24 protein-coding genes are annotated in these 25,590 nt (G+C 39.4%); 3 read left to right on the top strand and 21 right to left on the bottom strand.

Annotated elements, in window-relative coordinates:
* Positions 1-4 precede the first annotated feature (4 nt).
* From PQ456_RS01580 to PQ456_RS01505, 16 genes are all read right to left on the bottom strand, one after another.
* On the bottom strand, positions 5-598 hold the full coding sequence (locus PQ456_RS01580) for a TetR/AcrR family transcriptional regulator (RefSeq protein WP_273614548.1): 594 nt from the start codon (positions 596-598) through the stop codon (positions 5-7).
* Positions 599-800: 202 nt separating this feature from the next.
* The gene (locus PQ456_RS01575; RefSeq protein ID WP_273614547.1) at positions 801-968 is read right to left on the bottom strand and encodes a hypothetical protein; all 168 of its coding nucleotides are present in this window, start codon (positions 966-968) and stop codon (positions 801-803) included.
* A gap of 138 nt (positions 969-1,106) precedes the next feature.
* Positions 1,107-3,113, bottom strand: a complete 2,007-nt coding sequence (locus PQ456_RS01570; RefSeq protein WP_273614546.1) for a DUF2207 domain-containing protein — start codon at positions 3,111-3,113, stop codon at positions 1,107-1,109.
* Positions 3,114-3,148: 35 nt separating this feature from the next.
* The gene (locus PQ456_RS01565) at positions 3,149-3,610 is read right to left on the bottom strand and encodes an SRPBCC family protein (RefSeq protein ID WP_273614545.1); all 462 of its coding nucleotides are present in this window, start codon (positions 3,608-3,610) and stop codon (positions 3,149-3,151) included.
* A 47-nt stretch (positions 3,611-3,657) separates the two neighbouring features.
* Positions 3,658-4,122, bottom strand: coding sequence for an SRPBCC family protein (locus tag PQ456_RS01560; RefSeq protein WP_273614544.1), 465 nt, complete (start codon positions 4,120-4,122; stop codon positions 3,658-3,660).
* A 34-nt stretch (positions 4,123-4,156) separates the two neighbouring features.
* Complete coding sequence (locus PQ456_RS01555; RefSeq protein ID WP_273614543.1) at positions 4,157-5,014, bottom strand: aldo/keto reductase; 858 nt, start codon at positions 5,012-5,014, stop codon at positions 4,157-4,159.
* A gap of 271 nt (positions 5,015-5,285) precedes the next feature.
* Entirely contained in the window at positions 5,286-6,161 is an 876-nt protein-coding gene (gene aguB, locus PQ456_RS01550) for an N-carbamoylputrescine amidase (RefSeq protein WP_273614542.1), read from the bottom strand.
* 45 nt (positions 6,162-6,206) lie between these two features.
* The gene (locus PQ456_RS01545; protein WP_273614541.1) at positions 6,207-7,235 is read right to left on the bottom strand and encodes an agmatine deiminase family protein; all 1,029 of its coding nucleotides are present in this window, start codon (positions 7,233-7,235) and stop codon (positions 6,207-6,209) included.
* A gap of 218 nt (positions 7,236-7,453) precedes the next feature.
* A complete protein-coding gene (locus PQ456_RS01540; RefSeq protein WP_373462021.1) occupies positions 7,454-8,311 on the bottom strand; it encodes a carbohydrate ABC transporter permease in 858 nt (285 codons plus the stop codon).
* Between the two features lie 13 nt (positions 8,312-8,324).
* Positions 8,325-9,233 (bottom strand): carbohydrate ABC transporter permease, encoded by a 909-nt coding sequence (locus PQ456_RS01535; protein ID WP_273614540.1) that lies wholly within the window; start codon positions 9,231-9,233, stop codon positions 8,325-8,327.
* 112 nt (positions 9,234-9,345) lie between these two features.
* On the bottom strand, positions 9,346-10,707 hold the full coding sequence (locus tag PQ456_RS01530; RefSeq protein WP_204826368.1) for an extracellular solute-binding protein: 1,362 nt from the start codon (positions 10,705-10,707) through the stop codon (positions 9,346-9,348).
* Positions 10,708-10,804: 97 nt separating this feature from the next.
* A complete protein-coding gene (locus tag PQ456_RS01525) occupies positions 10,805-12,121 on the bottom strand; it encodes a glycoside hydrolase family 125 protein (RefSeq protein WP_273614539.1) in 1,317 nt (438 codons plus the stop codon).
* Positions 12,122-12,299: 178 nt separating this feature from the next.
* Entirely contained in the window at positions 12,300-13,481 is a 1,182-nt protein-coding gene (locus tag PQ456_RS01520) for a GntR family transcriptional regulator (RefSeq protein ID WP_273614538.1), read from the bottom strand.
* Between the two features lie 246 nt (positions 13,482-13,727).
* Entirely contained in the window at positions 13,728-13,946 is a 219-nt protein-coding gene (locus PQ456_RS01515) for a cold-shock protein (protein ID WP_204826365.1), read from the bottom strand.
* A gap of 107 nt (positions 13,947-14,053) precedes the next feature.
* Complete coding sequence (locus tag PQ456_RS01510) at positions 14,054-14,254, bottom strand: cold-shock protein (protein WP_069329657.1); 201 nt, start codon at positions 14,252-14,254, stop codon at positions 14,054-14,056.
* A gap of 367 nt (positions 14,255-14,621) precedes the next feature.
* Positions 14,622-15,173: a DUF6985 domain-containing protein gene (locus PQ456_RS01505; RefSeq protein ID WP_273614537.1), complete on the bottom strand. Its 552-nt coding sequence runs from the start codon at positions 15,171-15,173 to the stop codon at positions 14,622-14,624.
* Positions 15,174-15,314: 141 nt separating this feature from the next.
* On the opposite strand from PQ456_RS01505, the gene PQ456_RS01500 reads away from it, so the two are divergent.
* Positions 15,315-16,391 (top strand): GGDEF domain-containing protein, encoded by a 1,077-nt coding sequence (locus PQ456_RS01500; protein ID WP_273614536.1) that lies wholly within the window; start codon positions 15,315-15,317, stop codon positions 16,389-16,391.
* A gap of 82 nt (positions 16,392-16,473) precedes the next feature.
* Here PQ456_RS01500 and PQ456_RS01495 read toward each other — a convergent pair whose 3' ends face one another.
* Entirely contained in the window at positions 16,474-17,451 is a 978-nt protein-coding gene (locus PQ456_RS01495) for an aldo/keto reductase (RefSeq protein ID WP_273614535.1), read from the bottom strand.
* Positions 17,452-17,669: 218 nt separating this feature from the next.
* Positions 17,670-20,387 (bottom strand): copper amine oxidase N-terminal domain-containing protein, encoded by a 2,718-nt coding sequence (locus PQ456_RS01490; protein WP_273614534.1) that lies wholly within the window; start codon positions 20,385-20,387, stop codon positions 17,670-17,672.
* 359 nt (positions 20,388-20,746) lie between these two features.
* Between PQ456_RS01490 and PQ456_RS01485 the strand changes: the two genes are divergently transcribed.
* Positions 20,747-21,304 carry a hypothetical protein gene (locus tag PQ456_RS01485; protein WP_273614533.1) on the top strand — a complete coding sequence of 186 codons (558 nt, stop codon included), beginning with the start codon at positions 20,747-20,749 and terminating at the stop codon, positions 21,302-21,304.
* Positions 21,305-21,459: 155 nt separating this feature from the next.
* Here PQ456_RS01485 and PQ456_RS01480 read toward each other — a convergent pair whose 3' ends face one another.
* Entirely contained in the window at positions 21,460-21,879 is a 420-nt protein-coding gene (locus PQ456_RS01480) for a universal stress protein (RefSeq protein WP_273614532.1), read from the bottom strand.
* A 41-nt stretch (positions 21,880-21,920) separates the two neighbouring features.
* Positions 21,921-22,901 carry a magnesium transporter CorA family protein gene (locus PQ456_RS01475; protein ID WP_273614531.1) on the bottom strand — a complete coding sequence of 327 codons (981 nt, stop codon included), beginning with the start codon at positions 22,899-22,901 and terminating at the stop codon, positions 21,921-21,923.
* Between the two features lie 206 nt (positions 22,902-23,107).
* Between PQ456_RS01475 and PQ456_RS01470 the strand changes: the two genes are divergently transcribed.
* The gene (locus PQ456_RS01470; RefSeq protein ID WP_273614530.1) at positions 23,108-24,706 is read left to right on the top strand and encodes a peptide ABC transporter substrate-binding protein; all 1,599 of its coding nucleotides are present in this window, start codon (positions 23,108-23,110) and stop codon (positions 24,704-24,706) included.
* 61 nt (positions 24,707-24,767) lie between these two features.
* Here the strand turns inward: PQ456_RS01470 and PQ456_RS01465 are convergent, their stop codons facing one another.
* Positions 24,768-25,490 carry a hypothetical protein gene (locus PQ456_RS01465; protein ID WP_273614529.1) on the bottom strand — a complete coding sequence of 241 codons (723 nt, stop codon included), beginning with the start codon at positions 25,488-25,490 and terminating at the stop codon, positions 24,768-24,770.
* Between the last annotated feature and the right edge of the window lie 100 nt (positions 25,491-25,590).

The raw sequence follows: 25,590 nt of genomic DNA, 5'->3' as shown, positions 1-25,590 counted from the left end.
TCCTTTAATCGGTTCTGCCCAGCAGACCATAAAATTCAAAACGTGCTGTTTCTTTTGCCAATTGTTCAGCGGTATGATTCACCAGCCCTGAAGAAGATGCACTTGTACCTGAACTGAACAACCAGCGTACAATTACCCCTTCGATCAGACTCATTAGAAAAGCTGCCCTTACAGATGCTTCCGTATGTACAGGTAACATCTCTAACTCTATCGCCCGCTGAATATTTTGCACAAATCCTTGCTCCATCTGTGAACGGGTAAGCATAATCTGTTCCCGTACTGCTTCGCTAAATCCTGTACCATCAAGCAACATGCGCATCAAATGAGTGTGTTGCTCGGCAAATTGAAATAATCGATATAACAATTTCTCCGAAGCTTGCACCATATCATCGGCAGTACCTGAATGGGTACGGTAACCTACACCAATCACTTCCAATAACTGCTGTCTACCTTGCTCTATAATTTGAAGTGCTATACTTTCTTTGCTTTTGAAATACCAGTAAAACGTTCCTTGCGCTACCCCTGCTTCTGCAACAATATCAGACACTTTAGTTGCATGATAACCAGCATCAACAAATTGCTTGAGGGCAATCTGCATTAACTTTTCACGCTTCTCTATCGCATCCTGTTCACGAGAACTTAACGTTGTATGATCGATACGATCAACCCCTTGATTGACTCGTCAGTCGGTTTATTTTTAAATCCTATCTGATAACTTGGTATTTGTCAATAAAAAAACGCCCACCTCGTATAAAGCATACGTTGTAGACGTTTGATCTGTCTTTTTATGATCTAATCTATTAATAGTTATTGTTCGTTGTGTTGGATGAATTACCATTTTTCTTATCACGCATCGACGTTGCTACACGACGAACTTGAGAGATCACTTTATCGCGTGCACTTTTGTTACGCATAAGGTACGCCGCACCCATTCCAATAGCACTCCATAACGCTTTTCTTCCAGTCATTTTCATTTCCTCCTTCATCCTATTCAATATATACGTTCATTTCATTTGATTCCTGTGTGTATTGCTTATCTACAACTTACCCGATCTTTAATGAAGTAAACATAATGTTAAATATATATGAAAGCAAATCGTTATTTCTCAAAAAGTACCTGCTCCTCCGCCGCCACCTGAAGAATGATTAGAAGAAGAATCGGAATGGTTTTGATCTGAATCGTTACGATAATTAGGAGTATAGATTGTTGAAGGATCCGATGGAGAATATGTGGATCTCCTCATCGTCTGATACGTGTATTGAATGGTATAAGTATTTATTTCTGCCCAAGACAGTAATGGAACCGTCTGACTCATATGTTGGTAACTAGTGAGTTGAGGATGTGTAGCTAAAAAAGATGTACCCTCTTTCAAAATAATACTGTATTGGAGTAATAGATCTAACTGTTCTGGATTATTTTCATGTGTATAACCACCTGTACGTAATTGCTCGCGAAATGACTTAATTCCATAACGATAAGGCAATCCTTGAGCTGTCCATACTTTATTAGGTAATACATAACGTCCTATTAATAATAAAATACTACACCATAGTAACAGAGTGTATACCTCGGATATAGTCACACCAAGTGTCAGTATCAATACATATACGATCATATATAACGTAAATACGAATTTGGAACGATAATATACGATCGTAATTCCTGTCATGATGATTAGACTAGTTAATCCTATAGTAGTTGTGAACGACGGCAAAATATCTATCACGTATAAATAAGCCAGCATCCCTGCATGTAGTAGCGTTAGAATAATACATATAGGAGACAACAGCATAGGCGCATGATAGTAGCTATTCCAATCTAGCCGTTTCTTGACTTGTTTGCTCCATTTTCGATAATGTTTATAAAATTTTTTATATTGAACACGATAATACTCCATCCGCTCTGGATCATGCTTTTCTTGCGAAGTCGGTCCTGCTAAAGTATCTAATGTAAAACTGCGTTGAGAGTCAGTGAAAAGCCATTCTAACAAATAACGTTCATCTTTTTGCAGAGGGATAGAAATCACATCTTTAATTGAGAAGCGTAATGTATAATCCGGTGCTGTACTATCATGAAGATAATTAAGTCGAATCGGAACAGTCTCTATAGTAATTACATTCCGACGATACAAAGAGAATAACGAAGCTATAATATCTTCAGGTATAATCTGACCTGGATGCCACAAATAAGCCAATAATAAAGGATCTGTATGTTCTAACTCTCCGACAGCGAAGCGAGCATTTTTAGCACGACGACGATGATAGATTCGCCAGATTAACCCACCGATAATAAGAAGAATGAACCCAATCATAACAAGATTTGAAATGGATCGTAACTGTTCTAAGTTTGCAGTTCTTGATGCATATTTTATAGCCAATGTGTCTTCTTCACTAATTAGTGAATCTTTGGCTAAAATCGGTTGTGCCTGCATATTAGACATCATTTGCGCTGGAAATAATATACGTATTTCTGATACTCGATGTGCAGGAAGTTCTTTATTTTCATAATAAACGGTTCGATTTTGATCAAAGAAAAGCGTTCCGCCATACTTGTCTTTGAGATAAGCATGTATATCTTGTATAGAGCCTTTTTGCGGTAATGTAATACTAATTTGGACATTGTGAAGTGTGCTACTATTCTGTTGATCAAAAAAAGACCAGTAAAGATCACTAATATCTGTATATTTATGTACAACCTGTTGAATTTCATAATGATAATAAAAAGATTGAGTCTCATGTACAGAAGACTTGAAAATTTGGTAGGTATCTAGCTTACTGTTACTATACTGCTGAACCGGTAACAATTCTAAACGTTCAGGATGTTCAATAATAGACTGTATACTGTCTCCTTTAGGAATAGCATAGGCTTGAAAATTAGAAATACCCCTATGACCTTGTTGACCTATAGAACGAGTAGTTCCATGAAAAGCATCTAAAAAGGTATACGTATAAAACTCGTGCACATCCAAGTTCCCATTCGGTAAAACAAAAGCTCGAACATTTACATCATCGATTCGGTACGAATTTTCTTCATCACTCGCTTGGTGATTACATCCTGCAATCACCATAATTAGTATGATTAATAGTAGCCGTAGCACTGCTTTTTGGTACATATATTCACTTCCTGCATCTGATTAGTATCTATTGATTATACCAGACGCGCGCCCAATTGATTAGATATACCTCGCACTGCTTCCCCCATAACACGATTATGATTCCAGATAAAAAGAGGACGCAATAACGGTTCCCAGCGCTGCATCCATGGTTTGTTAGTGTGTACTTGCCAGTCGTAATCCAGACGAGTATACGCTCCACTTTCTTGCAATCGGAATATCCCTTGACCGCTAAGATCACCATAAGCTTCCAGACAAATCAGCGTCTGTTCTTGCTTTTCAGTGACTACAAAATCAAGCGAAATCGTATACCAGAGCTTGGTTCTCATATTCATTCTATATTTATCGCCTATTCCATTTTTGCTGGCACCTTCTTGCAACCGCTGAAATGACACGCCTTGCCAGCAATGCAATTTCTCAAAATCTTTAATCAAATCCCACACCTCATGCGTGCTTGCTTCCAGTAACCAGCTTTCGGTGAACTCATATTTCCCCATAATGATGCCCCCTGTGTAAAAATTGTTGCCTGATCATCAGCGATGTATTAACGATATATTTTGGTAATATGAGAAGCTTCAGATACGCGGGCTTGCAAATGTCGACCTACTCCTGCTACCCCTTCATCCATCACTTTATTATGACTCCATACATAGACAGGGCGCATAACTGGATTGCTCATTCGCAACATAGAGTGATCTAAACGGACTTCCCAGACACAACGAATCAATGTCGCCTGTCCATGATCTAATTCTTCTAAAAAACAGGTGCCTTCGCCAGCTAGCGGGCCTTCTACCATTAATTTAAACTGATTGGGTTTGCTTTTATCAGCTACTTTTAGCAGAATTTTGAGTTTGAATAACATTTTGGTGCGAAATGTACACTCGTACTCATCGCCAACTCCATTCGCATCTCCAGTTTGCTTTATTTTCGCAAAGCTTACCCCTTGCCAGAAATCGATATCTTCAAAATGATCCACAAGTTCCCACAATTGCTCTCTTGGCGTCTCCATCTTCCAGCTACTGGTGAACCGATAGTGGTACATATCAAATAATATCCAATGGTACTTTGTGATCTGGAGCAGGAAAAGCTTGATCCAATTGAGCGATTTCTGCTTCACTTAATACCAGTTCTGCGGCTTGAGCGTTACTTTCTACATGACTACGGCTGGATGCTTTGGGAATCGCTAGTACATTGCCATCACGAATACACCATGCCAGCAACACTTGGAAAGGATGCACGCCATGTTGCTCGGCAATCTGTTGTACTGTAGCATCTGTAGTGAGTTCGCTTCGTAACGATCCTGCTTGTGCTAGTGGAGAGTACGCCATAATCGGCATTCCTTGTTCTTTTTGCCATGGTAACAAATCCACTTCTATACCGCGTGATCCCAAATGATACAATACTTGATTGGTTGCACAATGGTCACTATTAGGTAATTTCATCATTTCCTGCATATCTTTTGTGTCCAAATTCGATACACCCCAGCGGCGAATCTTACCTTCTTGTACCAATTTTTCCATCCCTTTGATCGTTTCTTCCAAAGGAATACGTCCACGCCAATGAAGTAAATACAAGTCTAACACGTCGGTTCCCAATCGATTCAGACTATTTTCACAGCTACGGATCAAGGAATCTCCACCTGCATTATGAGGATAGACTTTGGAGACCAGAAACACTTGATCTCTCATCCCTTGAATCGCTTCACCTACAAGCAATTCTGAACGTCCTTCTCCATACATTTCTGCGGTATCGATCACCGTCATGCCTAATTCTACTCCATATTTCAACGCATCGATCTCCTCTTGTCTACGAGAAGAATCGTCGCCCATATTCCATGTTCCTTGTCCAATTGCAGGTAAAACTGTTCCGTCTTTGAGTGTAATGTGGCGTTTAGTAGTCATCTGTCATCCTCCTTAGTAGTCTGTTAATACTTTAATGTAGTATTAACCGTTATTGAACCATTAAGAACAATTCATACATATCACATGACTTAGCACATAGACTGAACAGAATAACGATATGTATGCTATCTCTCCAAAAACGTATGCAACCTCGGCAAAGATAGAACCTAAAAAAAACACCTTATTATCTCGAAAGATAACAAAGTGTTTTTGAGTTAAAAGCTTGAGTTGCTTTTGGATTATGCTGTATATCACTAGATCTATAGGTGAATCAAACTTTTTTCTCACCATCATACGTACCGATGATACCGTACAATTCAGGACGACGATCACGGAAAATGCCCCATTCTAGACGTTGCGTTTCCAATTGATCCAGATCAAATTCAGCTACTAATACCCCTTCACTGTTCCGATCAGCTTCTTGAATTTTGTTACCTTGAGCGCCTGCAATAAATGAAGAACCATAGAAGTTGATCGAAGAATCTTCGTCTTCTTCTTTGCCAATTCGGTTTGAAGCGATCACAGGAATCAAGTTCGCTCCAGCATGACCGAGCATACATGCTTGCCAGTGATCTTTGGAATCGATCGATGTATCTTGTGGCTCAGAACCGATAGCTGTCGGGTAAAATAACAATTCTGCACCCATCAGTGCCATACAGCGTGCCGCTTCAGGGTACCATTGATCCCAGCAGATTCCGACGCCGATTTTGGCATATTTGGTATCCCATACTTTGAACCCTGTATCTCCTGGATTAAAGTAAAATTTCTCTTCATACCCCGGACCGTCTGGAATATGGCTTTTGCGATATTTGCCAAGAATCTCACCGTCTGCATCGATCACAGCAAGTGAATTATAACGCGCATAATTTTTCTTTTCGTAAAAGCTAATTGGCAACACCACATCTAATTCTTTCGCCACTAGACGGAAATGATTGATCGCTTTGTTTTGCTCCAATTCAGTTGCATATTGATAATATTCTGCTTTTTCTTTCTGACAGAAATATGGAGTCTCGAATAATTCTTGTAGCAAAATAATTTGCGCTCCTTGCGCTGCCGCTTCACGAACCAATTTGTCTGCTTTGCGGATGTTGTCATCGATATCCCACGTACAGCTCATTTGAGTAGCCGCTACTTTTACATTTCTCATGATGTTGTTATCATCCTTTCTATAGTAAGGTCATGTAGGTCTATATTAAGCTTGAGCAGGAATTTGTTGCGTTGTGCAGTGGACATTACCACCTTCGCGAATCACAGCCATACCATTGATGGCACGAATTTTGCGATCAGGGAAAGTGTCTTGCAATACATTCATCGCATGTTGATCCGCTTCTTCTGCTGTACCGCCGAATACCGGTAAAATAATACCACCATTAACGAAGTAGAAATTCAAATAGCTCAGTGTCAAACGTTGCTCACCATGCATTACCATAGGTGGTTGCTGAATCTCGATAATTTCTAATTTGCGTCCTTTGGCATCGACAGCATCATTTAAGATACGTAGATTTTCTTGCGTGATCTCATAATTATCATCGGCAGGATCATGACACACTTGAATAATCACTTTACCAGGAGCTGCAAAACAAGCGACATTATCAACATGCCCATCTGTTTCATCACCAGCTAGTCCGCGATTGAGCCAGATAATTTGTTCTACATTGGTAAAGTCTTTGACATGCTGTTCAATCTCTGCGCGAGATAGATCAGGGTTACGGTTCGTATTAAGCAGACATTCTTCAGTTGTCAGCATAGTGCCTTCACCATCTACATGAATCGAACCGCCTTCAAGTACAAGTGGTGCATCGAATTGACGAATATTCAAGTGTTTAAGAATCGCTGGAGCTACTGCATCATCCAGATCCCACGGCTCGTATTTACCACCCCAAGCATTGAAGTGCCAGTTGATCCCTGCACGTTCACCTTTGTCATTAACAACGATCGTCGGGCCATTGTCACGTAACCAAGCATCATTATGTGCAAGTGGCAAAAAGTCTACCGCTTGACCGACAAAACGTTTGCTGACATTGTCTACATCATCTGGATTCACAACCAGTGTAACTGGCTCAAATTCAGCAATCGCACTCACTAATTCTTCATATCCATCACATACAGTAGCATAATCATCAGGATAGACCATCGAATCCATAATCGGCCAAGATAATAATGTACGTTCATGTTGTTCCCATTCCGCAGGCATCTTATATTGCAAATCTATTGGTTTCATTATATTTATTCACCTTGTCCATTCATAAGTATTGGGATGATTTCACAACCTATATCATACAATACTCCTTCTATTGTACCAAGTGATTTCAGTAAATTTTATGTAAACTGACAACAATTTTCGATATAGAGCAACAAATCAAAAAAAAGAGCAATGATCTACAAGCTATCATCACTCTTTTTAACACATGCTTTGAATACATTAGAGCATATTGGAGATCAACCTTTATTCGCACCGCCAAAGCTAAATCCTTGCGACATATAACGCTGTCCGATAATATATAATGCCACTGCTGGAATCGTATAAATAATTGAAAACGAAGCAAGTGTACCGTATTGCACCAGACCATTTTGCCCAAAATATTGATAAATCGTTACTGCGGCAGGTAATTTATCCGGACTTTGTAACAAAATAAACGGTACCAAAAAGTTACCCCAACTGCCTGCAAAAGCAAAGATGCCTACAGTAAAAATACCCGGTAACATTAACGGTACAATAACCAATCGCAATGTTGTCCAGATCGAAGCACCATCTACCCATGCCGCTTCTTCCAATTCAAGCGGAACCGAATCCATAAAGTTCTTCATCATCCAGATCGAATAAGGAAGTGCCGATGCAGTCAAAAACAGTACTGTAAAAAAGAGCGAATCCTGCATACGAAAATAGATAAAAAATTGGTAAACAGGCACCATAACGGCTGTAATTGGCAAGCCTGTAGCAAATAAAATGATATACATAAATGAACGTTTATACTTGAGTTGATAACGAGACAATGGATAAGAAGCAAGCCCTGCTACGACCACTACAAGCAGTGCCTGACCGACAGCCAATATCAATCCATTACCAAACGATTTCTGGTTATCGGTATTGGTAACAGTAGAGACGTAATTATCCAATGTAAATGCACTTGGAAGCTTGAGAGCTAATGTCGCATTTTGATCAAGCGATGCAAATAACAACCATAATAAAGGTAATAAAAATAACATACCGATTAGAGAGAGAATAATATAAGGCAACGTACGTGCAACGACAAAGCGATTCATGCGACGCCGTTTACCGAGATTTAGACTGCTCATGGTCTCTCCTCCTTTATAACTTCACTTTCAACATGCGCATATACAACAGACTGGCAACAATACCGATCACTAACAACATTAGTGAGATCGCTGTACCATAACCTAATTGATAATTTACAAAAGCTTGATGATACATATAGATAGGCAATGTCTCGGTCGCCATCCCAGGCCCACCACCGGTTAACGCATAGATTAATGTAAATGAACCGAGCGTCTGCAATGTCACCAATACCATATTTGTAGTGACTGAGCCCATAATCATCGGTAACGTAATTCGAATCATCCGTTGCCATGCTGAAGCACCATCAATCATCGCTGATTCTTCAACTTCTTTTGGCACATCTCCTAATGCCGCCTGAAATACCATCATCGAAAAGGCTGTACCATGCCAGATATTAGCGATAATGACAGATACCATTGGAAAAGTATACAACCAGGCTATCGGCTTCATGCCAAGCGATTCAATAACAGTATTGACGGTTCCTGTATCGTTTAAAAAGGCAAACCATACAAACGCACATACCACTTCTGGAGCTACCCAACCTGCAATCACGATCGAACCAATGACACTGCGGAACCATTGTTTGCGACCGTTCATCATTACAGCGATAATAAAGCCCATCACTTGTTGCCCGATCACTGCTGAGAAGATCAAGAAAATTAATGTATTCCATACGGACGTACGAAAGTTAGCATCCTGAAACATGTATTTAAAGTTCTCAAACCCGATAAATTCTGTTTTGGCTGCTGTTGCACCAGTAAGTGCCATATTGGTAAAAGCAAAATAAAATGTCAAAATCGTTGGAACAAAAAAGAACAGTAACAATAGCAACCAGCTAGGGGATAAAAATAAAGCTGCCCGCCATTGCTCACCACTTCCATGGCGTTTGGGTTTGGACACACGCGGATGTGACACTTCCATCTGGAACCCTCCTTTACCGGACAATCCTGACGAGCAGATAAGGCTGATCGACGCTAGATCCCGCCTCTACTCAACCTTATCTGCCAATCATAGATTGAACGATGCTCTTCCTTTACTTGGTCTCTGTTTTGTCTGCACCCACGCTACGCTGTACACTTTGCGCATATTGGGTCATTGCGTCTTGAGGGCTCGCCCCTTTAGTGACTACTTTTTCAACCATTTCTTGAATAGCAGTAGAGACAACAGGATAATCGGCTGTGCTTGGACGAACATGAGTGTAAGTGATAAAATCAGCCGCTTTGGCATACAATGTACCCGGTTGTTCGCTGTATTCTTTGTCTTTCGCTACGTCAAGGCGAGGTGTTAATGCCCCATCTAACATCGCAAATTCTTTATTGTGTTTTTCATTGACAGCCAGTTGAATAAATTCCCAACCTAATTCTTTTTCTACAGATTTAGCACCTACAGCAAGTGTCCAGCCACCAGACATAGAAGTGAATCCAGGTGCTTGTCCATTTTCTGTTGGCATTTTGACAAAATCATAGACGTCTAACGCTTCTGGCCATGGTTTGCTACCTGAAGATGCCCATGTCCCTGTCAACCAGTTACCATTAAGTGCAATCGCAACTTTTTGATTCGGCATCAAGTCTGTTTCTAACACTTGACCTGCTTGTGCAGTCAGCACTTGAGATAATGGTGGCCCGAAGCCATTAGAATAAATATTGTTGATAAAGTTAAGCGAGCTCAAGATTCCCGGACTTTGTGTAATCCATTTGCCATTTTCATATAGCGGATTTTCTGTGCCGTATAATAACATTTCAAACGTCTGCATCGTTGTCGCTTCTTGACCTGCTTTACCGGAGTTCATCCAGAATGGAATAATATCTGGTAATTTCTCATGAATCGTCTGGGAAGCGGTTAAAATATCTTGCCAGTTTTTAGGTTGCCATGGAACCGGTAAGCCTGCTTTTTTAAATAGCTCTTTGTTGTAATACAATCCACGTACATCTGTAGAGAAAGGGATGCCATACGTTTTGTCATCTTTTCCTTTTGCCGCGGCTTTGATGGCTTCGTTAAAATTACTCCAATCTGACCAGCTATCTACTTTAAGCGGTTCCAAATATCCTGCTTCACTATCTGCATTGATCATAAAAGAATCTTCAGCCAGTACTTCAGGAGCTGTACTTGGATCAGACATCAATAATGGAATTTTGGTCGCATATTGTGCTCCTTGAATCGGTTGCAATTCAACGGTGACCCCTGGATGCGCTTTCTCAAATTCTGTTTTGACACTGGTTAACCATTTTCCCCAGTTATCTGTTTCATTCCATTTTCCATAAGCTACTTTGACCACTTTGTTCGATGAATCTCCTCCAGAAGCACTCGTTCCTGCGCTGTTATTCGAACATGCTGCTGTTAATACAGTCAAACTAACCAATAACCCTGCTATCCATTTACGTTTGCCTTTTGCCATCGTTATCGCTCCCTTATCGTTAATTCTGGGTACAACATCATGTGACATCTAAGGTGTTATTTACCGGGTATGACGTAATAGCTATTACTGCACAAGCTTATGACGATTGAATTTTACCGCTGGGAACTGTATAACCGCAGTATGTCAAAATCAGTTCACTGAATAACGAATTAGCCCATGAAAACCATTCACGTGTATATTCTTCCGGTCGATCCATATGAAAGCCTTCATGAAGAAAATCAGTATCTGCATCGGTATTTTCCAAAGTGTGTAGCAAAGATAGAATTTCTGATTGATGTTGGGATGTCAAAGCTTGCATAGCTAACGAAATATGCCATATATATTGAGGAGGGGTGTGAGGACTACCAATCCCTTGAGCTGCTGTACCGCTATAATAATAAGGATTGTGCTGACTGAGTATAAACTTTCTAGTATTTTGATACAATGGATCATCTAGCGTGCAATAACCTAGATAAGGAAGCGAAAGTAGACTGGGTACATTAGCATCATCCATCAGATTATAATTGCCTAATCCATCGGTCTCGTAAGCATATATCCGTCCAAATTCAGGATGATCTACAATACCATATTCCTCAATACCTGCTTGAATTTGTGCTTTTAATAGAGAAGCTTGAGAAATCCATTCTTCATCTTGATACACTTCGCTTGCGATCTGCTCCATATAACCTAATACCACTACAGCAAACATATTCGAAGGAATCAAATATCCGTACTCACAAGCATCATCACTCGGTCGAAATCCTGACCATGTCATCCCTGTAAAGCCAACCGGAGTTCCTTTGCCTTCATAAGGGAGCGTATCGGATACCGGACAATCGATTCGTTCAAACGTATACGGTGAATGTTCATTATGCTTCTGTTCGGTACGCCATAATGTCATAATAATATGACAGGCTTTGCGGAAATGTTCATCCAAATGATCAATTCTTCCTGTAGTCCGCCATAAGAGATAAGCTAACTGAATCGGATAACATAGCGAATCGATCTCATATTTGCGTTCCCAGATCCATTTGCTCATATCTGTCTTATCGTCCTGATGTCCATTGCCATTCTCTGCTTCATTAAAAGCATTCGCGTAAGGATCAAGCTGAATATAATGTATTTGTCGTCTGACTACATTGGCTACTAGATCACTTAACTCTCCATCTTCATTAGCAAGGATAAGATAAGGTCTAACTTGCGCGGCTGAATCCCGTAACCACATTGCAGGAATATCTCCAGTGATCACAAATACAGTTCCATCTTCTAAAGGCTTGAGCGTAGTTGTTAGTGTATTACTGATACAGTTATTGAACATACGTGCGAGCTTGGGACGTTCTGTAAGATGGGCTTGTACATCTGCTATCAATTGTTGAACAGAGAATGGTAACACACCATTTCCGATATCATTCATTGCAATCCCCCTCTTATTAAGCGCTTACATTTATAGCTATATAATAAATCACACCTTATTAACATGTCAATACATTATATTATGTTATTAAAGAAAAATATTAAGTATACCTAATGTATATCTATGCAAAAAAGATGTATCTTCTTAACAAGCAAGATACATCTTTGAATAAGATTACTTATGAATGAACAGACGCTTCTGCAACAGAATGTCCATGAATCAAGTTCGCTTGTAACGAAATTTTGCTAGGCAATGATGCACCTTCGATCAGCGCAAGTACATTTTCTATCGCTAATCTGCCTAATGATTGTTGATCTTGTTGCATATGTGTAAATGGATATAATGCTGCACTTGCCTGCGGACTATCAAAACAAATAATCGAAATGTCCTGCGGGATATGCAGTCCCATATGTTCGATCGCTTCTTTGGCGAATAATGCTAGTTCATACTGCATCGCAAATAATGCTGTGATCTGCGGATGTGCTTCGATCATCTGCTGGATCATATCTACATTATGTTGAACAAGCACTTGCTCATCTTCTTCTTGATTACTATTCCAGTACATATCGGTTAACCACGACGAGCGATCCAGTACCACACCACGTTCCGCATGGGCTTGTACGAATCCTTCGATTCGTTCTTCAATCGCTACATTATCGGTTACTTTGGACGTTAATAACGCGATATGACGATGTCCTTGATCCAACAAGTAATGTGTACCCAGGCTTGCTGCGGCTACATTATCCGTGCTAATCGACGTCGAATCAATCCCTTTGACATAGCGATCGACCAGTACATGCGGAAAGCGATCTATTACCAATTTTAAGATCTCTGAATTAAATATTTGCCCGCGTGTCGGATAAATAATCAGCCCATCAACTCCATAATCTCTCAACATTCGTATCGCGTTTTCTTCGATATCGGTCTGTGAAAAAGAAAGCCGTAACATCAAATATACACCCATTTTTTGCGCAGTTCTTTCCATTTCGACCAGCATTTCTTTACCATAACTATCGCTAAAATCTTCCATAATGAGCCCAAGTACAATCTGATTACGATCGGTACGTGGTCTGCTTGGAGCATCATATTTGTCTCCATCTTCTGTTTCTATCATTTCGAGTTGATCTCCATTATAGATAACAAAAGAACCTCTACCGGGTTGCCGTACAATATATCCATCTTGCACTAACATATCTAACGCTTTCTTCGAAGTGATCCGGCTCACTTCAAATTGTTCCATCAATTCTTTCTCCGATGGAATCTTATCCCCTATTGTATATTCGCCTGAATGAAAACGATTACGTAACGTTAAATACATTTGCTCGTATCTCGGTTTAAGCGATATTGAACTATCTGCCATACAATCACCTTCAATTTAGATTTACTATTATCATTTAGTATACTATGTTATATCATTTATGCAAAGAGGTATACACCAAATATTTGGATTATAGTTATCATTTTCTATTGTTTATGTAAATGACTGTTATATTCAGTTAATCTCAAATGATATTAAATTAAAAAAAGCATCAGTCTATCTGTGGATCACAATCATCCATCAGTAAACTAATGCTTTTTAATATTGTTGATAAACTCTTCATCCGAATTAACGCTTTTTGTTGGGTCTACTATAGCTCGTATTATCCAACACCGGCAATTCTTTTTGAGCGCGGGTCATGGGCGACTTGCATTGTGAACAAACCGGTACATCTGCAAGTGCAAAGTTATCTCGCATCCATCCTTTGCAATCTGGATTTGTACATTCCCATATATCAGTCATTGCCATTGGAATCTCTTGCGATGGATTTTTCCGTGAATAGTACATGTGTAGTCCCCTCCCAGTAGTAATATCTATTTGTTTCTTGCACAAGTTACAAATATTTGAATAAAAAAACACCCTTAACTAACGTTAAGGGCGTCTTATAAACTGAATTACAGTTTTACAACGTTCTCAGCTTGTGGACCACGGTTTCCTTCAACAACGTTGAATTCTACGCGTTGACCTTCGTCCAAAGTTTTGAAACCGTCGCCAGTGATAGCAGAAAAGTGAACGAATACGTCGCTTCCGCCTTCAACTTCGATAAAACCAAATCCTTTTTCTGCGTTAAACCATTTTACTGTACCTGTTTGCATTGTAGTACCTCCAAAGAAATTAAATTTACATGACCTTCTTTATTCAGAAGATTAACATCCGATAAAATAGAATAATCACATATTGTACAAGGCTCTTCGCCTTCTAACATAACAACCCTCTACAATATGTGAGTACCAGTCACGTTTTCGTTACTCTTATTATAACCGATTACACGAATAAATACAATGTCTTTATCAGGTAATTTTTGTAATTTCGCTAAACCGCATCTTTCATCTTAGGTGGTGACATTTTTCGTCAGCAATCGCTAAGGTCATAAGGCTCACTTTATACTTATACCAGAGCATACAGAACTGAATCGCTTTCAAACAATAAATGTAAGCGTATACTTTATTAGTTAATTACCGTTTAATCGATATCGTATGCTGTATAAAAAGTACTCACATGAACAGGTTGGTGATCAACTACTTTGACTCCTAATCCATGTTCTGTATCCCATGTACAGTGAAAATTAAGATAGTACGTCGCTTCCGCTGAAGTTTCTTTGATCAGAAATCCTTGTAACGTTATATACGCTTTTAATTGCTCCGGCTGTGTAATATACGGAATTGATTGATCTCGTTCTTGAATCGTAGCAGGATCTTGCGGATCAATTTGCCATGCTTGACGATAACGCTCTTCAATCTTTTGATAATGTTCAAAAACGATCTGTAACACATGCTGCTGAATATATTCGCTATGCTCGATATAATGCTCCCAGATCTGTTGTTGTTCTATAGAAGGAGCCGTCAGATGTTCAATCTCTTCTTCATTGTCAATCGCCTGAATAAACTCTACTTGCATCACAACCTTTTGCCCCATCAGTTGAAATGTATAGTCTCCTTCAAATGTTACTTCTTCAGTCACATCATAAGCATCATCTTCTAATGTTAATTGTGTGTACCAGCTTGGATCGATCATCGTATTCTACCTCCCGCTATACGTATATTTTTTGTTTTGGTAAAGCTTGTCTTTTCTTATGATCCTATAATGATTTATACTTGTCTTTACATGAATGTGTAAGATTACGCATTTTAAATCTTGAGGCTGTATGGTGATGTTATGAATAAGCAGTCCAAATGGATACATCAATTTTTCAGAGTATACTGGATTGTCATTAGTGTCCACTTTTTTGCTCAGTGGGGTTCTTTTGTATTTTTGGATTATGACGATAGTGCTTCTCATTTCTATATTTATATTCTAATTCTACCTACTCTTTGGATGAGCATCGTTACTTTGATCACAAAATGGATGTATGTCCGTTGGAATCATTTATCTTTTTACGTGTTATTTAGTGCAAGTACACTGATCACATGGACGATTATTTATCTAAATTATGATATTCGTATTATTACCGCACTATGTTTGTTGCCGATTCTTTCAGCTGTCGTATTTTTCAAACGTCGTTTATTATGGCTTCCTTCAGTCTTACAACTTATCGCATTTACTTCATTGTATCTGACAGATTCACACTTCCGCAATTATCTATCTTCCTTTGATGTGATTGCCGTGATTGCTTTTATTATTGTAAGTACCTGTATTGCTCATATTATCGTTGCTTGCGGTATAGAAATTTTAACCGATTTACAGGTGACGATGTTAGCGAAGCAAGATCTGATTGTCAAAAATGCTATCATGAGTAAACTGTCCAAAACAGATGGTCTGACGAATCTATATAATCAAATTTCTTTTCATGATTATTATGATACTGCTTTTGATTATGCTAGTAAGGGTGCTGAGCTTCATCTGGCTTTATTGGATATTGATGATTTCAAAGCTATTAATGATACGTATGGTCATCAAGCAGGAGATACTATTCTCGGGAAAGTGTCTCAAGTGATTCAACAACATATGTCTTCTAGCGATATTGCCGCCCGTTATGGTGGGGAAGAGTTCGCGTTGCTTTTATTTGATCAGACATTTGAAGAAGCTTATGCTCTGGTAGAAAGTATACGTAATGGCGTTGCTGAATTACAACATCCTGAAATGAATGGCAAGTCTGTTACAGTCAGTATCGGTCTGCAAAGCTATGGCTCTGAACAGACTAAAGAGCAGTTATTTGAACAGGTCGATCATTATCTTTATCAAGCCAAACGCACAGGTAAAAACAAAACGGTGACTGCTTGTAATGTAGGATAATTCTATTACGATAACGTATAGTACAATAACAAAAACTCCAATCCTATACATATTAAGGATTGGAGTTTTGCTTATATCGTATTTAGAATCCTGTTACAGGATGCGGAATATATGGCTCTTCTAGACGCTTGATTTCATTTTCAGTTAGAACAAGATCTACAGCCGCAACTGCATCTTGCAAATGATGTAGCTTAGTTGCTCCTACGATTGGTGCTGTGACTGGTTCTTTTTGCAATACCCACGCCAGTGCAACCTGTGCACGTGGAATATTACGCTCAGAGGCAATCTCTGCTACCCGTTCTACCACTTTACGATCTGCTTCAGCACTAGCTGCATATAGACTTTGACCAAAGCTATCACTTTCAGAACGTGACGTTTCTTCTTCCCAGTCACGAGTTAATCGACCGCGTGCTAATGGGCTCCATGGAATCACGCCAATCCCTTCTTCTTTACAAAGAGGAAGCATCTCACGTTCTTCTTCCCGATAAAGTAAATTAACATAGTTCTGCATAGATACAAAGCGTGTCCATCCATTTTGCTTACTGATATCTAAAGCTTTCATAAATTGCCAAGATGCCATCGAAGAAGCACCGATATATCTAGCTTTACCTGCTTTCACTACATCATGAAGAGCTTCTAATGTTTCTTCTATCGGTGTATGCGGGTCCCAGCGATGAATCTGGTATAAATCTACATAATCAGTTCCTAGACGCTGTAGGCTATGATCAATCTCTGCCATAATCGCTTTGCGTGAAAGCCCACCACCATTTGCACCTTGATGCATTTTACCATGTACTTTGGTAGCGATAACGATCTCATCACGATTCGCGTACTCTTTGAGCGCTTTTCCTACAATCTCTTCACTGGTTCCATCTGAATAGACATTGGCTGTATCAAAAAAGTTAATACCTGCTTCCAAAGCTTGCTTGATAAAAGGACGACTGCTCTGCTCATCTAATGTCCATGGATGTGCTCCACGATCAGGTATTCCATAACTCATACATCCCAAACAAATTCGCGATACATCGAGACCGGTACGACCTAATTTTACATATTGCATTAATGTCCCTCTTTTCCGCCCGGAGGCAAGTAGATATGATTCATAAAAAAAATCAATACTTCCTTCCTTATCATAACCAAAAATAGACATAATGAGTCAATAATCTAAATGTTCTTGCCCGAATCACCAGTACAGATGGAGCAATCAAAAAGCAAGCTCTACCGGTAAAGACCGATAAGAGCTTGCTTGAGAACAGAACTTATAGATACCGCTTAGCATTACTGAGCGATGATTTGAGCTTCTCTCGAAGCTACAGAGAGAGCATTAACGGTCGCTACACGTCCATCAGCAATAGATAATACAAATGCTTTATAGGCAACACCTGAGCGGATAGCAGCGCCATTAATATCAACATCTGTTGTTGTAAATGTCCACTCGCTATATACGCCTTTGGTGACTGTCTCATAATTGCGTTCACTCACACGATTCGCATCTGCCAATGAGAAATTGTTTGAGCTTGCAGACGGTACCAGCATCACAGCATAGCTTGCAATACCTGTTTCACCGGATGGTTTGGAGAAAGTTACTTTGATTCCCCCATTGGTTGCCGTCGCATTCAGGTTAGTAACCGGCGCTACCGTTGATGTCTTGATCGTAAAGTCATTTGATGCTCCAGATAATGTATTTACCGAGCGAACCGAACCATCGGCTACACTTAACACATACACACGATAAGCTACATCTTTGACAATCGCATTACCGTTATAATCTTTGGTGCTCGTTGTTAAAGCTTGCGTTACTTTGGTTGCTGTTTTGGCAATGCGTGTATAATTTGCCGCAGCTACATTATTTGCTGTATTTACATTAAATGAACCTGCTTGATCAGCACGTACCACATAGACACGATATTCAGAAATACCGGTATCGTTAGCCGGTACAAAACTAAACGTAATATCCGATGCTGTACTTGTTGAATTGCTATTCGTTGTTGCTACAGTATTAACAGCTGATGTTGCAGCATTGGCAGCTAATGTAATAACAGACGAAGCGCCTGATAATGAATTGTTGCCCGAAGCATTTCCTGTACCTGTCGTTAAAACAAATACTTGATAATTAGTACCATTTTTGATCAGATCACCATTTACATCTTTGGAACCTGCACTGAACGTTACCGTACGATTAGAACCATTTTTGCTAATTTGTAAATAGTTCGAACTGGATACACTATTGGCTGTAGAAAGGTTGAATTTGCTCGCATTGATTGATTTGACTACCATAACACGATAGTTATTTACTAATCCTTCATCACTTGCTTTGTTAAATGTCACTTGGAGATCGCGTCCATCGCCGTAGTCGCTAATATCACTAACAGCTATTCCACTCACATTTCCTGTCGATTGCGTACCTGTCTGAAGTGTAAGTGTAGAAGAAGCAGAAGATAAGCTATTCGCATACGAACCTGAACCAAGCGCCATCACATAGATACGATAAGGCACATCATTGGCAATCGCTTCTCCGCCACTGTCTTTCAGTGATGTCGATAGCGTAACTGTGCGATCGCTACCTGTTTTGGATACATCGATATAACGGCTTGAGGCTAATCCGTTAGCTGTTGCAATATCAAAGTCACCTGATGCTTTGCTACGCACTACGAATACACGATATCCGCTAATTTTGGATTCTTCAGAAGACTTGGTAAACGTCACTTGAATATCCCGTCCATCTGCGTAGTTACTCACATCTTCTACTTTAGTGATCGAAGGAGCTTCAACTGTACGTCCTAATGTTAATGAATTAGAGCCAGCAGATATACCAATATTGTCGCCACTGCTTGTGATTGACACTACAAATACCGTATATGCTGTTCCTGTTGTAATCAATTCACCCGATGTATCACGCGTGGTATTCGTTAAGCGTGTTGTTGGATTGGAACCTGTTTTGTTAATGGTTGTATAGTTAGAACTGCTAACTTTTGCTGCTTCTGTTGAACTAAAGCTACCTGCACTTGTCGTTTTTACAACAAATACACGGTAATTGCTTAATTTACTTTCATCGCTTGCTTTGGTAAATGTCACTGAGAAATCTCGTCCATCGCCATTGTCGGAGACATCACTTGCTTTGACGTCGGTTGCTATAGCAGAAGCTGTAGCGACTACACCTAGAGACACAATCGATGAACTTACGGATAAAGCATTGTTATATCCAGTCGCCCCTACTGCCAGTACATAGACACGGTAATTTACATTTTTCTGAATCAATTGTCCGTCTGTATCACGAGCTTGAGGCATTAATGTGATCGTATAATTGCTACTGCCTTGCGGAATAGCTGTATAATTCGCTGCCGGTACATTTTGTGCGGTATTGATATTAAATGTATTACTATTGGCTTTGACTACTAGAATACGATACTGACTGATTCCTTTTGTACTTGCAGAAGCTGGAAAGCTTATTTCTAAATCATTACCATTTCCTTGTTGCCCGACTACTTTGGTATTCACATAAGGTACCGGTGAGATCGAAGTCGATGGAGTCGTTGGTGTGGTAGGCGTTGTTGGTTTGGAGTTAGTGGTTGTAATGCTAACTGTCTTGGTCGATGAGTTCCAACCTACTTTTTCACCTAAAGCTTCGCTGACAAAGCGTAAAGGGACAACTGTTCGTCCTTTAATCGACTTTGCAGGTACGTCTAATACAACAGATTTGCCATTGATTGTTGCTGTTCTAGAACCAAGTGGTAACACAATCGTTGTACCATCTTTGGTAGCTGTTACTGTTTTGGTGCTTTGTTTCCAGAGTACTTTTGCGTCTAGCGCTTCAAAAACACCTCTTAATGGAACCATCGTACGGTTAGCTGACATTACAGGTGCCTGGTCTGTTGTTAGCTGAACTCCATCGATCGTAATTTTAATCGGTGTTGCTGCGCTGACGGATGGTGTATGTAGACCTCCGCTTACCGTCAATGCTGTTACTAATACTGCTGAACAAATCTTCTTTTTCATTTGTATTCATCCTCGTTCCCCCGAAATAGTGCCAAACGCTATCTGCCAAGCTTGTCCTTTATTCCCTGTCTATTAGACGAACACCATAGCTGAAAAGTTTCCATACTTGTTTATTTATTTGGAATCTTTTGCTGATGATCGATTGATTCTCAGGCGCCCATCTATCGACTATATGTAAGTTAACATCGTTACCTCAAAGTAACAACCAAAGATTCGTCATAAATTAGCAACAGTTTTTTAATGATTGCTTCAGTAGCTGTGATTATTTACAAGTTGGATACAATTGGTATTTAAGTTAGATACATTTGATGTGTAATATAAAAAGCAAGACAATTACACAACAGAGGAGATGTACAATAATGAATATTCACAAATGGATCGCAACTTCGGTTATCGCAGGGGTACTTCTGACAGGAGCAACTACCATGCATGCTGCTACAACCCATTCAGATAACGTTAAAGTTAAAGCAACTACTGCTAGTTCTACGACGACTAACAAGCAATATCCTGTAACTAATGTAGATTACTCTAGCACTCAATTGAAAAAAATCACTCAAGCTTTTGCAGGCTTTGATGGATTTGAGACTCCTTATGTACCTACTCGTATGATCAAAGGTGATGCTTTTCGCAAAGTCAGTGGTGTGGGTGATGGAGTAACTTTTTTGTTCAAATATATGACCGTTTCGGTATCCCCACGTGATTATTCTTATGATTACAAAGGTACTACAGTAATTCTTCCTAATTCTAATCAAGTCAAAGCCAAATGGTACAAACCGGATAAAGTAGATATGTTAACATTCAAATTAGATGATCGTTATGTAACCATTTCTTCACCTTATCATTTACTGGGTAAAGCGAAGCTGGAACAGGTTGCTGTAGATGTTGCTAAATATGTTCCTGTATCTGTTCCTAAGTGATAATAGGTAGTGTTTTACGATAGAAATGACAATTCAGAGATATATGCAGGATGATGAGATGCGAAGTACGCTTATAACTTGAGAAACAACACAAAAACACGTATACAAAATGGGAGGACTTTGGGTAGACTCCACATGTATACGTGTTTTGTATTTTATTTCACGATCAGGACAGGACATTTGACACCACGGGCTACTTTGTGGCTGACGCTCCCGAGTACCATTTCTTTCAAAGAGCCCAGCCCTCTGCTTCCCATTACGACTAGATCAAAAGAATGATCATTAGCGTGCCTGATTAGGCTTTGTCCGGGTTCTCCATGTAATATTTTTATCGCATATGCGGCTTGTTGCTGTTGCAGAAGTTCTTCGATTGGAAATAATTTTTGTCGTCTAGATAGTTCTAATTCATCAATATCTCCATAGCGCAGTACTTCATCACGACTTTTGCCGAAATCCGCTACAAATACCACTTCAATCTCACCTGACTGTTGTAATGATACCAACTTGATCGCTTCTGTTGTTGCTCGTAACGAGTGTTCGGAGCCATCTACCGCCAACAATATTTTTGGATACATAAGCAACCTTCCCTTCTATATAAGAGATGTTATCTTGTGATCTATTTACTGTGAGGAATATTCTTTTTACGCTTACTTTTGGATTGATGTTCTAAATTCATATCCAAAATATCTCCGGTCAGCCCTTTACGTTTGAGCCACCAGTACGTTAAGCCAGTCAGTCCGAAGATCAAAATCAATGAAGCTAAATAACCCCATTTCCATTCTAATTCCGGCATATTTTTAAAATTCATTCCCCAGATCGCACCTAAGGCGGTCATCGGTGTTAGTAATACCGTAAAGACTGTTAATGTTTTCATAATATTATTAGAACGGTAATTTGCTACGTTATCATCGATTTTGAGTAATGTATCTATTTCATGTTCATAGGCTGTTTGAAGCATTTGAATACGGGATAATCTTACTTTTAACGTATGGAATGTCTGCGCGTCTTTGACCAGATCAGGGAATACTTCTTCGATCGCAAAACGGATTTCTTTCAGCGCTACTGTCTGCACGTTCCAGCGTGTCATCTGATTACGCAAATCTACAATTTCCCGCAATAATTTCCCGCCATTATTTTCTTTCATTTTAAATTCGATCTCTTTCAATTGCATCTCAATCTCATCCATTCGCCCGAAAAATGCACGAATAATCGCATTCACGACAAACATAAACCCATCGACTGGATAATCACAGCCCAAAATATATTGATCCCACTCTTCATTACTCATATCATGTAACAACCATGTATTATCGCCGATAGTGATCATTCGATTCGCATCAATATAGTAATGCAATATATTGATATCTTCCCAGTGATCCGGATTCATATTAATCGCTAATGTTCCACTAATATAATTTTGGTCTTTTTCTTTATAATAAATAGAAGCTATTCGATTGTGCGTACACATCAGGCTTTCCTGCGCCCATTTCTGCAAATGTTCATCAAAATCAGGATGCTCCATAAGAAGCTTCACATCTTTCATTCGATACCATGTCCATTCACTCTGTGCAGATTGTATGACTTCTACCTTATTCATAACTATTAGCCTCTCCTTACTCTTACTTCTTTACATTATTATATTACCCGACTTCAATAGTTCATGAATTACAATTTTTTTGAATATTTATAGATAAACATGTGTAAACGTATCGTTGGACATTATAGAATTGATACGCTACCTGACACAATAGTATGCTATAACTAGAAGGAACGTACTTATTGTTAAGGAGGATATATTTATTTATGAGAAGTACCTACATAACCCGTTTTTTGATTTTATTTACCTGTGTATTGTTATTTGGTACAAGTACATCTAACATCACTCAAGCGGCTACTACTACAGCCAAAACGTTTCGTTTTAATCTGTATTTGGAACCGGTTACTCTTGATCCTGCATTGTCCAGCGATAGCACAACCAGTACGATTGTGGAAGCAATTTTTGAAGGGCTTGTGCGTACCCAACCGAATGGAGCAATAGAATCAGGGGTTGCGGAATCGTGGACCATTTCACCTGATGGCAAAACATATACATTTACATTACGTGCCGATGCTCGCTGGAGTAACGGTGAGCCACTTGTCGCTTCTGAATTTGTCAACGCATGGCAACGAGTACTATCACCTGCAACCCGTTCTCCATTAGCTTCTATGTTATTTCCGATTGCTCATGCTCAAGACTATTATAAAGGTACACTTACCGATGCGAGCCAATTAGGATTTCAAGCGTTAGACGATCATACGTTGCAAATCGTTCTGCAACAACCGTTGCCTTACTTTCTCGAAACATTATCGTCTCCTGCCTTTTTCCCTGTACATGCTACAAGTATGACAGCCTCTACTCATTGGGGGAGCCAAGCATCATCTATTGTAAGTAACGGCCCTTTTGTCGTTACCAATTGGACCAAAGGACGCTCCATCACATTAGCTCGTAATCCTCAATATGCTCAAGCAGAAAAAGTTCATTTTGATCAAGTATTTGTCCGTTTTATCAACGATCCTGATAAAGAAAATAATATGTACCGATCAGGAGCCATTGACTGGTCAGGCATCACAGAAAGTAATATTCCAACCTATAAAATGACTAACACCATGAGAAAAGAAACAGTCTATCCAAACACAGCATCGCTCTATTATTATACTTTTAACGTGACAAAAAAGCCGTTTAACAATGTCAATATCCGTAAAGCGTTTGCGATGTCGATCAAACGTTCTTCGTTAATTAGTCCCAAATCTGCTTATGGATTTGTACCACCTGTAATCAAAGGAGCTACTTCTACATTCCGTAAACAATATCCAGTAACGAACTTTGAGACTAGCGCTAAAATCGCCCGTCAATTATTGAAAAAAGGAATGAGAGAAGAACATATCACTTCTCTGCCATCGATCACGTTAATTACTAATGGTGAAGGCAATCAATATGTCGCTAATCAGATTACAGATATGTGGAAAAGAAATCTGGGTGTGACGATCAAAGTAAAAGTTGAAAATTTCTATACATTATTACAAGACAAGCAAAAGAAAAACTATCAGATTGCACGCAGTGGGTGGTCAGCCGATTATAACGATCCTGCTGCTTTTCTAGAATTATTTACTTCCTGGAACAGTGAAAATACATCAGGTTGGAAAAATGCTACCTATGATGCTCATATTACAAAAGCATACAACTTAACTGATGCCAAAGCTCGTATGAAAGAATATCGTGCCGCTGAAAAAATGCTTACCGATCAGATGGTTGCTATCCCTCTTTATTATTTTAATACGTATTTTCTGCAAAAGTCGAATGTACACGATGTATATGTAGATTACTCCGGTGCTATTCACTTTGTGTACGGATATAAAAAGTAATGTCTTATTCAAAAGCACAACTGCCATATGTAGCGCAGTTGTGCTTTTTGATCTATAACTATCAACCTTTCGGCTCAAAAGCAGACTGTTCACTTGTAGCTCGCCATGCAGCAGCGATCAATTTTACCGAATGTTCATCAGGTGTATGGCTTTGTTCTTCCTCTATACTATCTTCCCACTCCACGATTCGTCCTGTATCTCGAAAATCCAAATCTAACTGTATTTCTTCAGGAGTTAATCTACCTTCTTCCCAGAGAGGATCTTCTTTTGTACTTATGTATGCGTATGCACGAATTAAATGCCCGTTGATTGCTTTGGCCCATGCGTAATAATGAACGGTCTGATAATGAGCAAAATAATGAACTTCTCCAAATCTACTGCTTAATAATTGTAATAGTTGTTCCAATTGTTGCGCCCCCTGATAATCTTCAGGAGAAGGCAGATCATAACTGCTTACCAGTATCCACTCTTCGACTGTCGTAAACACCCATTTTTCACTGACAGATTGCCGGGATGGAGCAAAGCGATCCATCTGTGCTAGAATACGGTCGATTTCGACTTGAACTGCGATCGAATCGTTACTTTTCACACGTAACCATGTGGCTTTATGATAAAAGTCTATCCCTTCCTGTTGCTTGGCTTCTTTGACAAAAAAGGTAGCAGGTGGCGGTGTATCTAATCCGATAATCACTTTTATCGGTGTATTCCATCGCTTGCTCTTCATACGCTGAACGAACCAGTAGCCTAGATAAACTATTCCTGTTACTAACAATGCAATCCACATGTATGTATCTCCATTTCCAGTCAATATACACTATCTATTATATCTATTTTGTTTATCAGCGATCACTTTTCTTTACTTTTGCTTTTCTGCTACTATGTTT

Origin of the sequence: Paenibacillus kyungheensis, from assembly GCF_028606985.1 — a bacterium.
GTDB classification, from domain to species: Bacteria; Bacillota; Bacilli; order Paenibacillales; family Paenibacillaceae; genus Saccharibacillus; species Saccharibacillus kyungheensis.
This window is presented reverse-complemented; position numbering and strand designations above follow the sequence as displayed.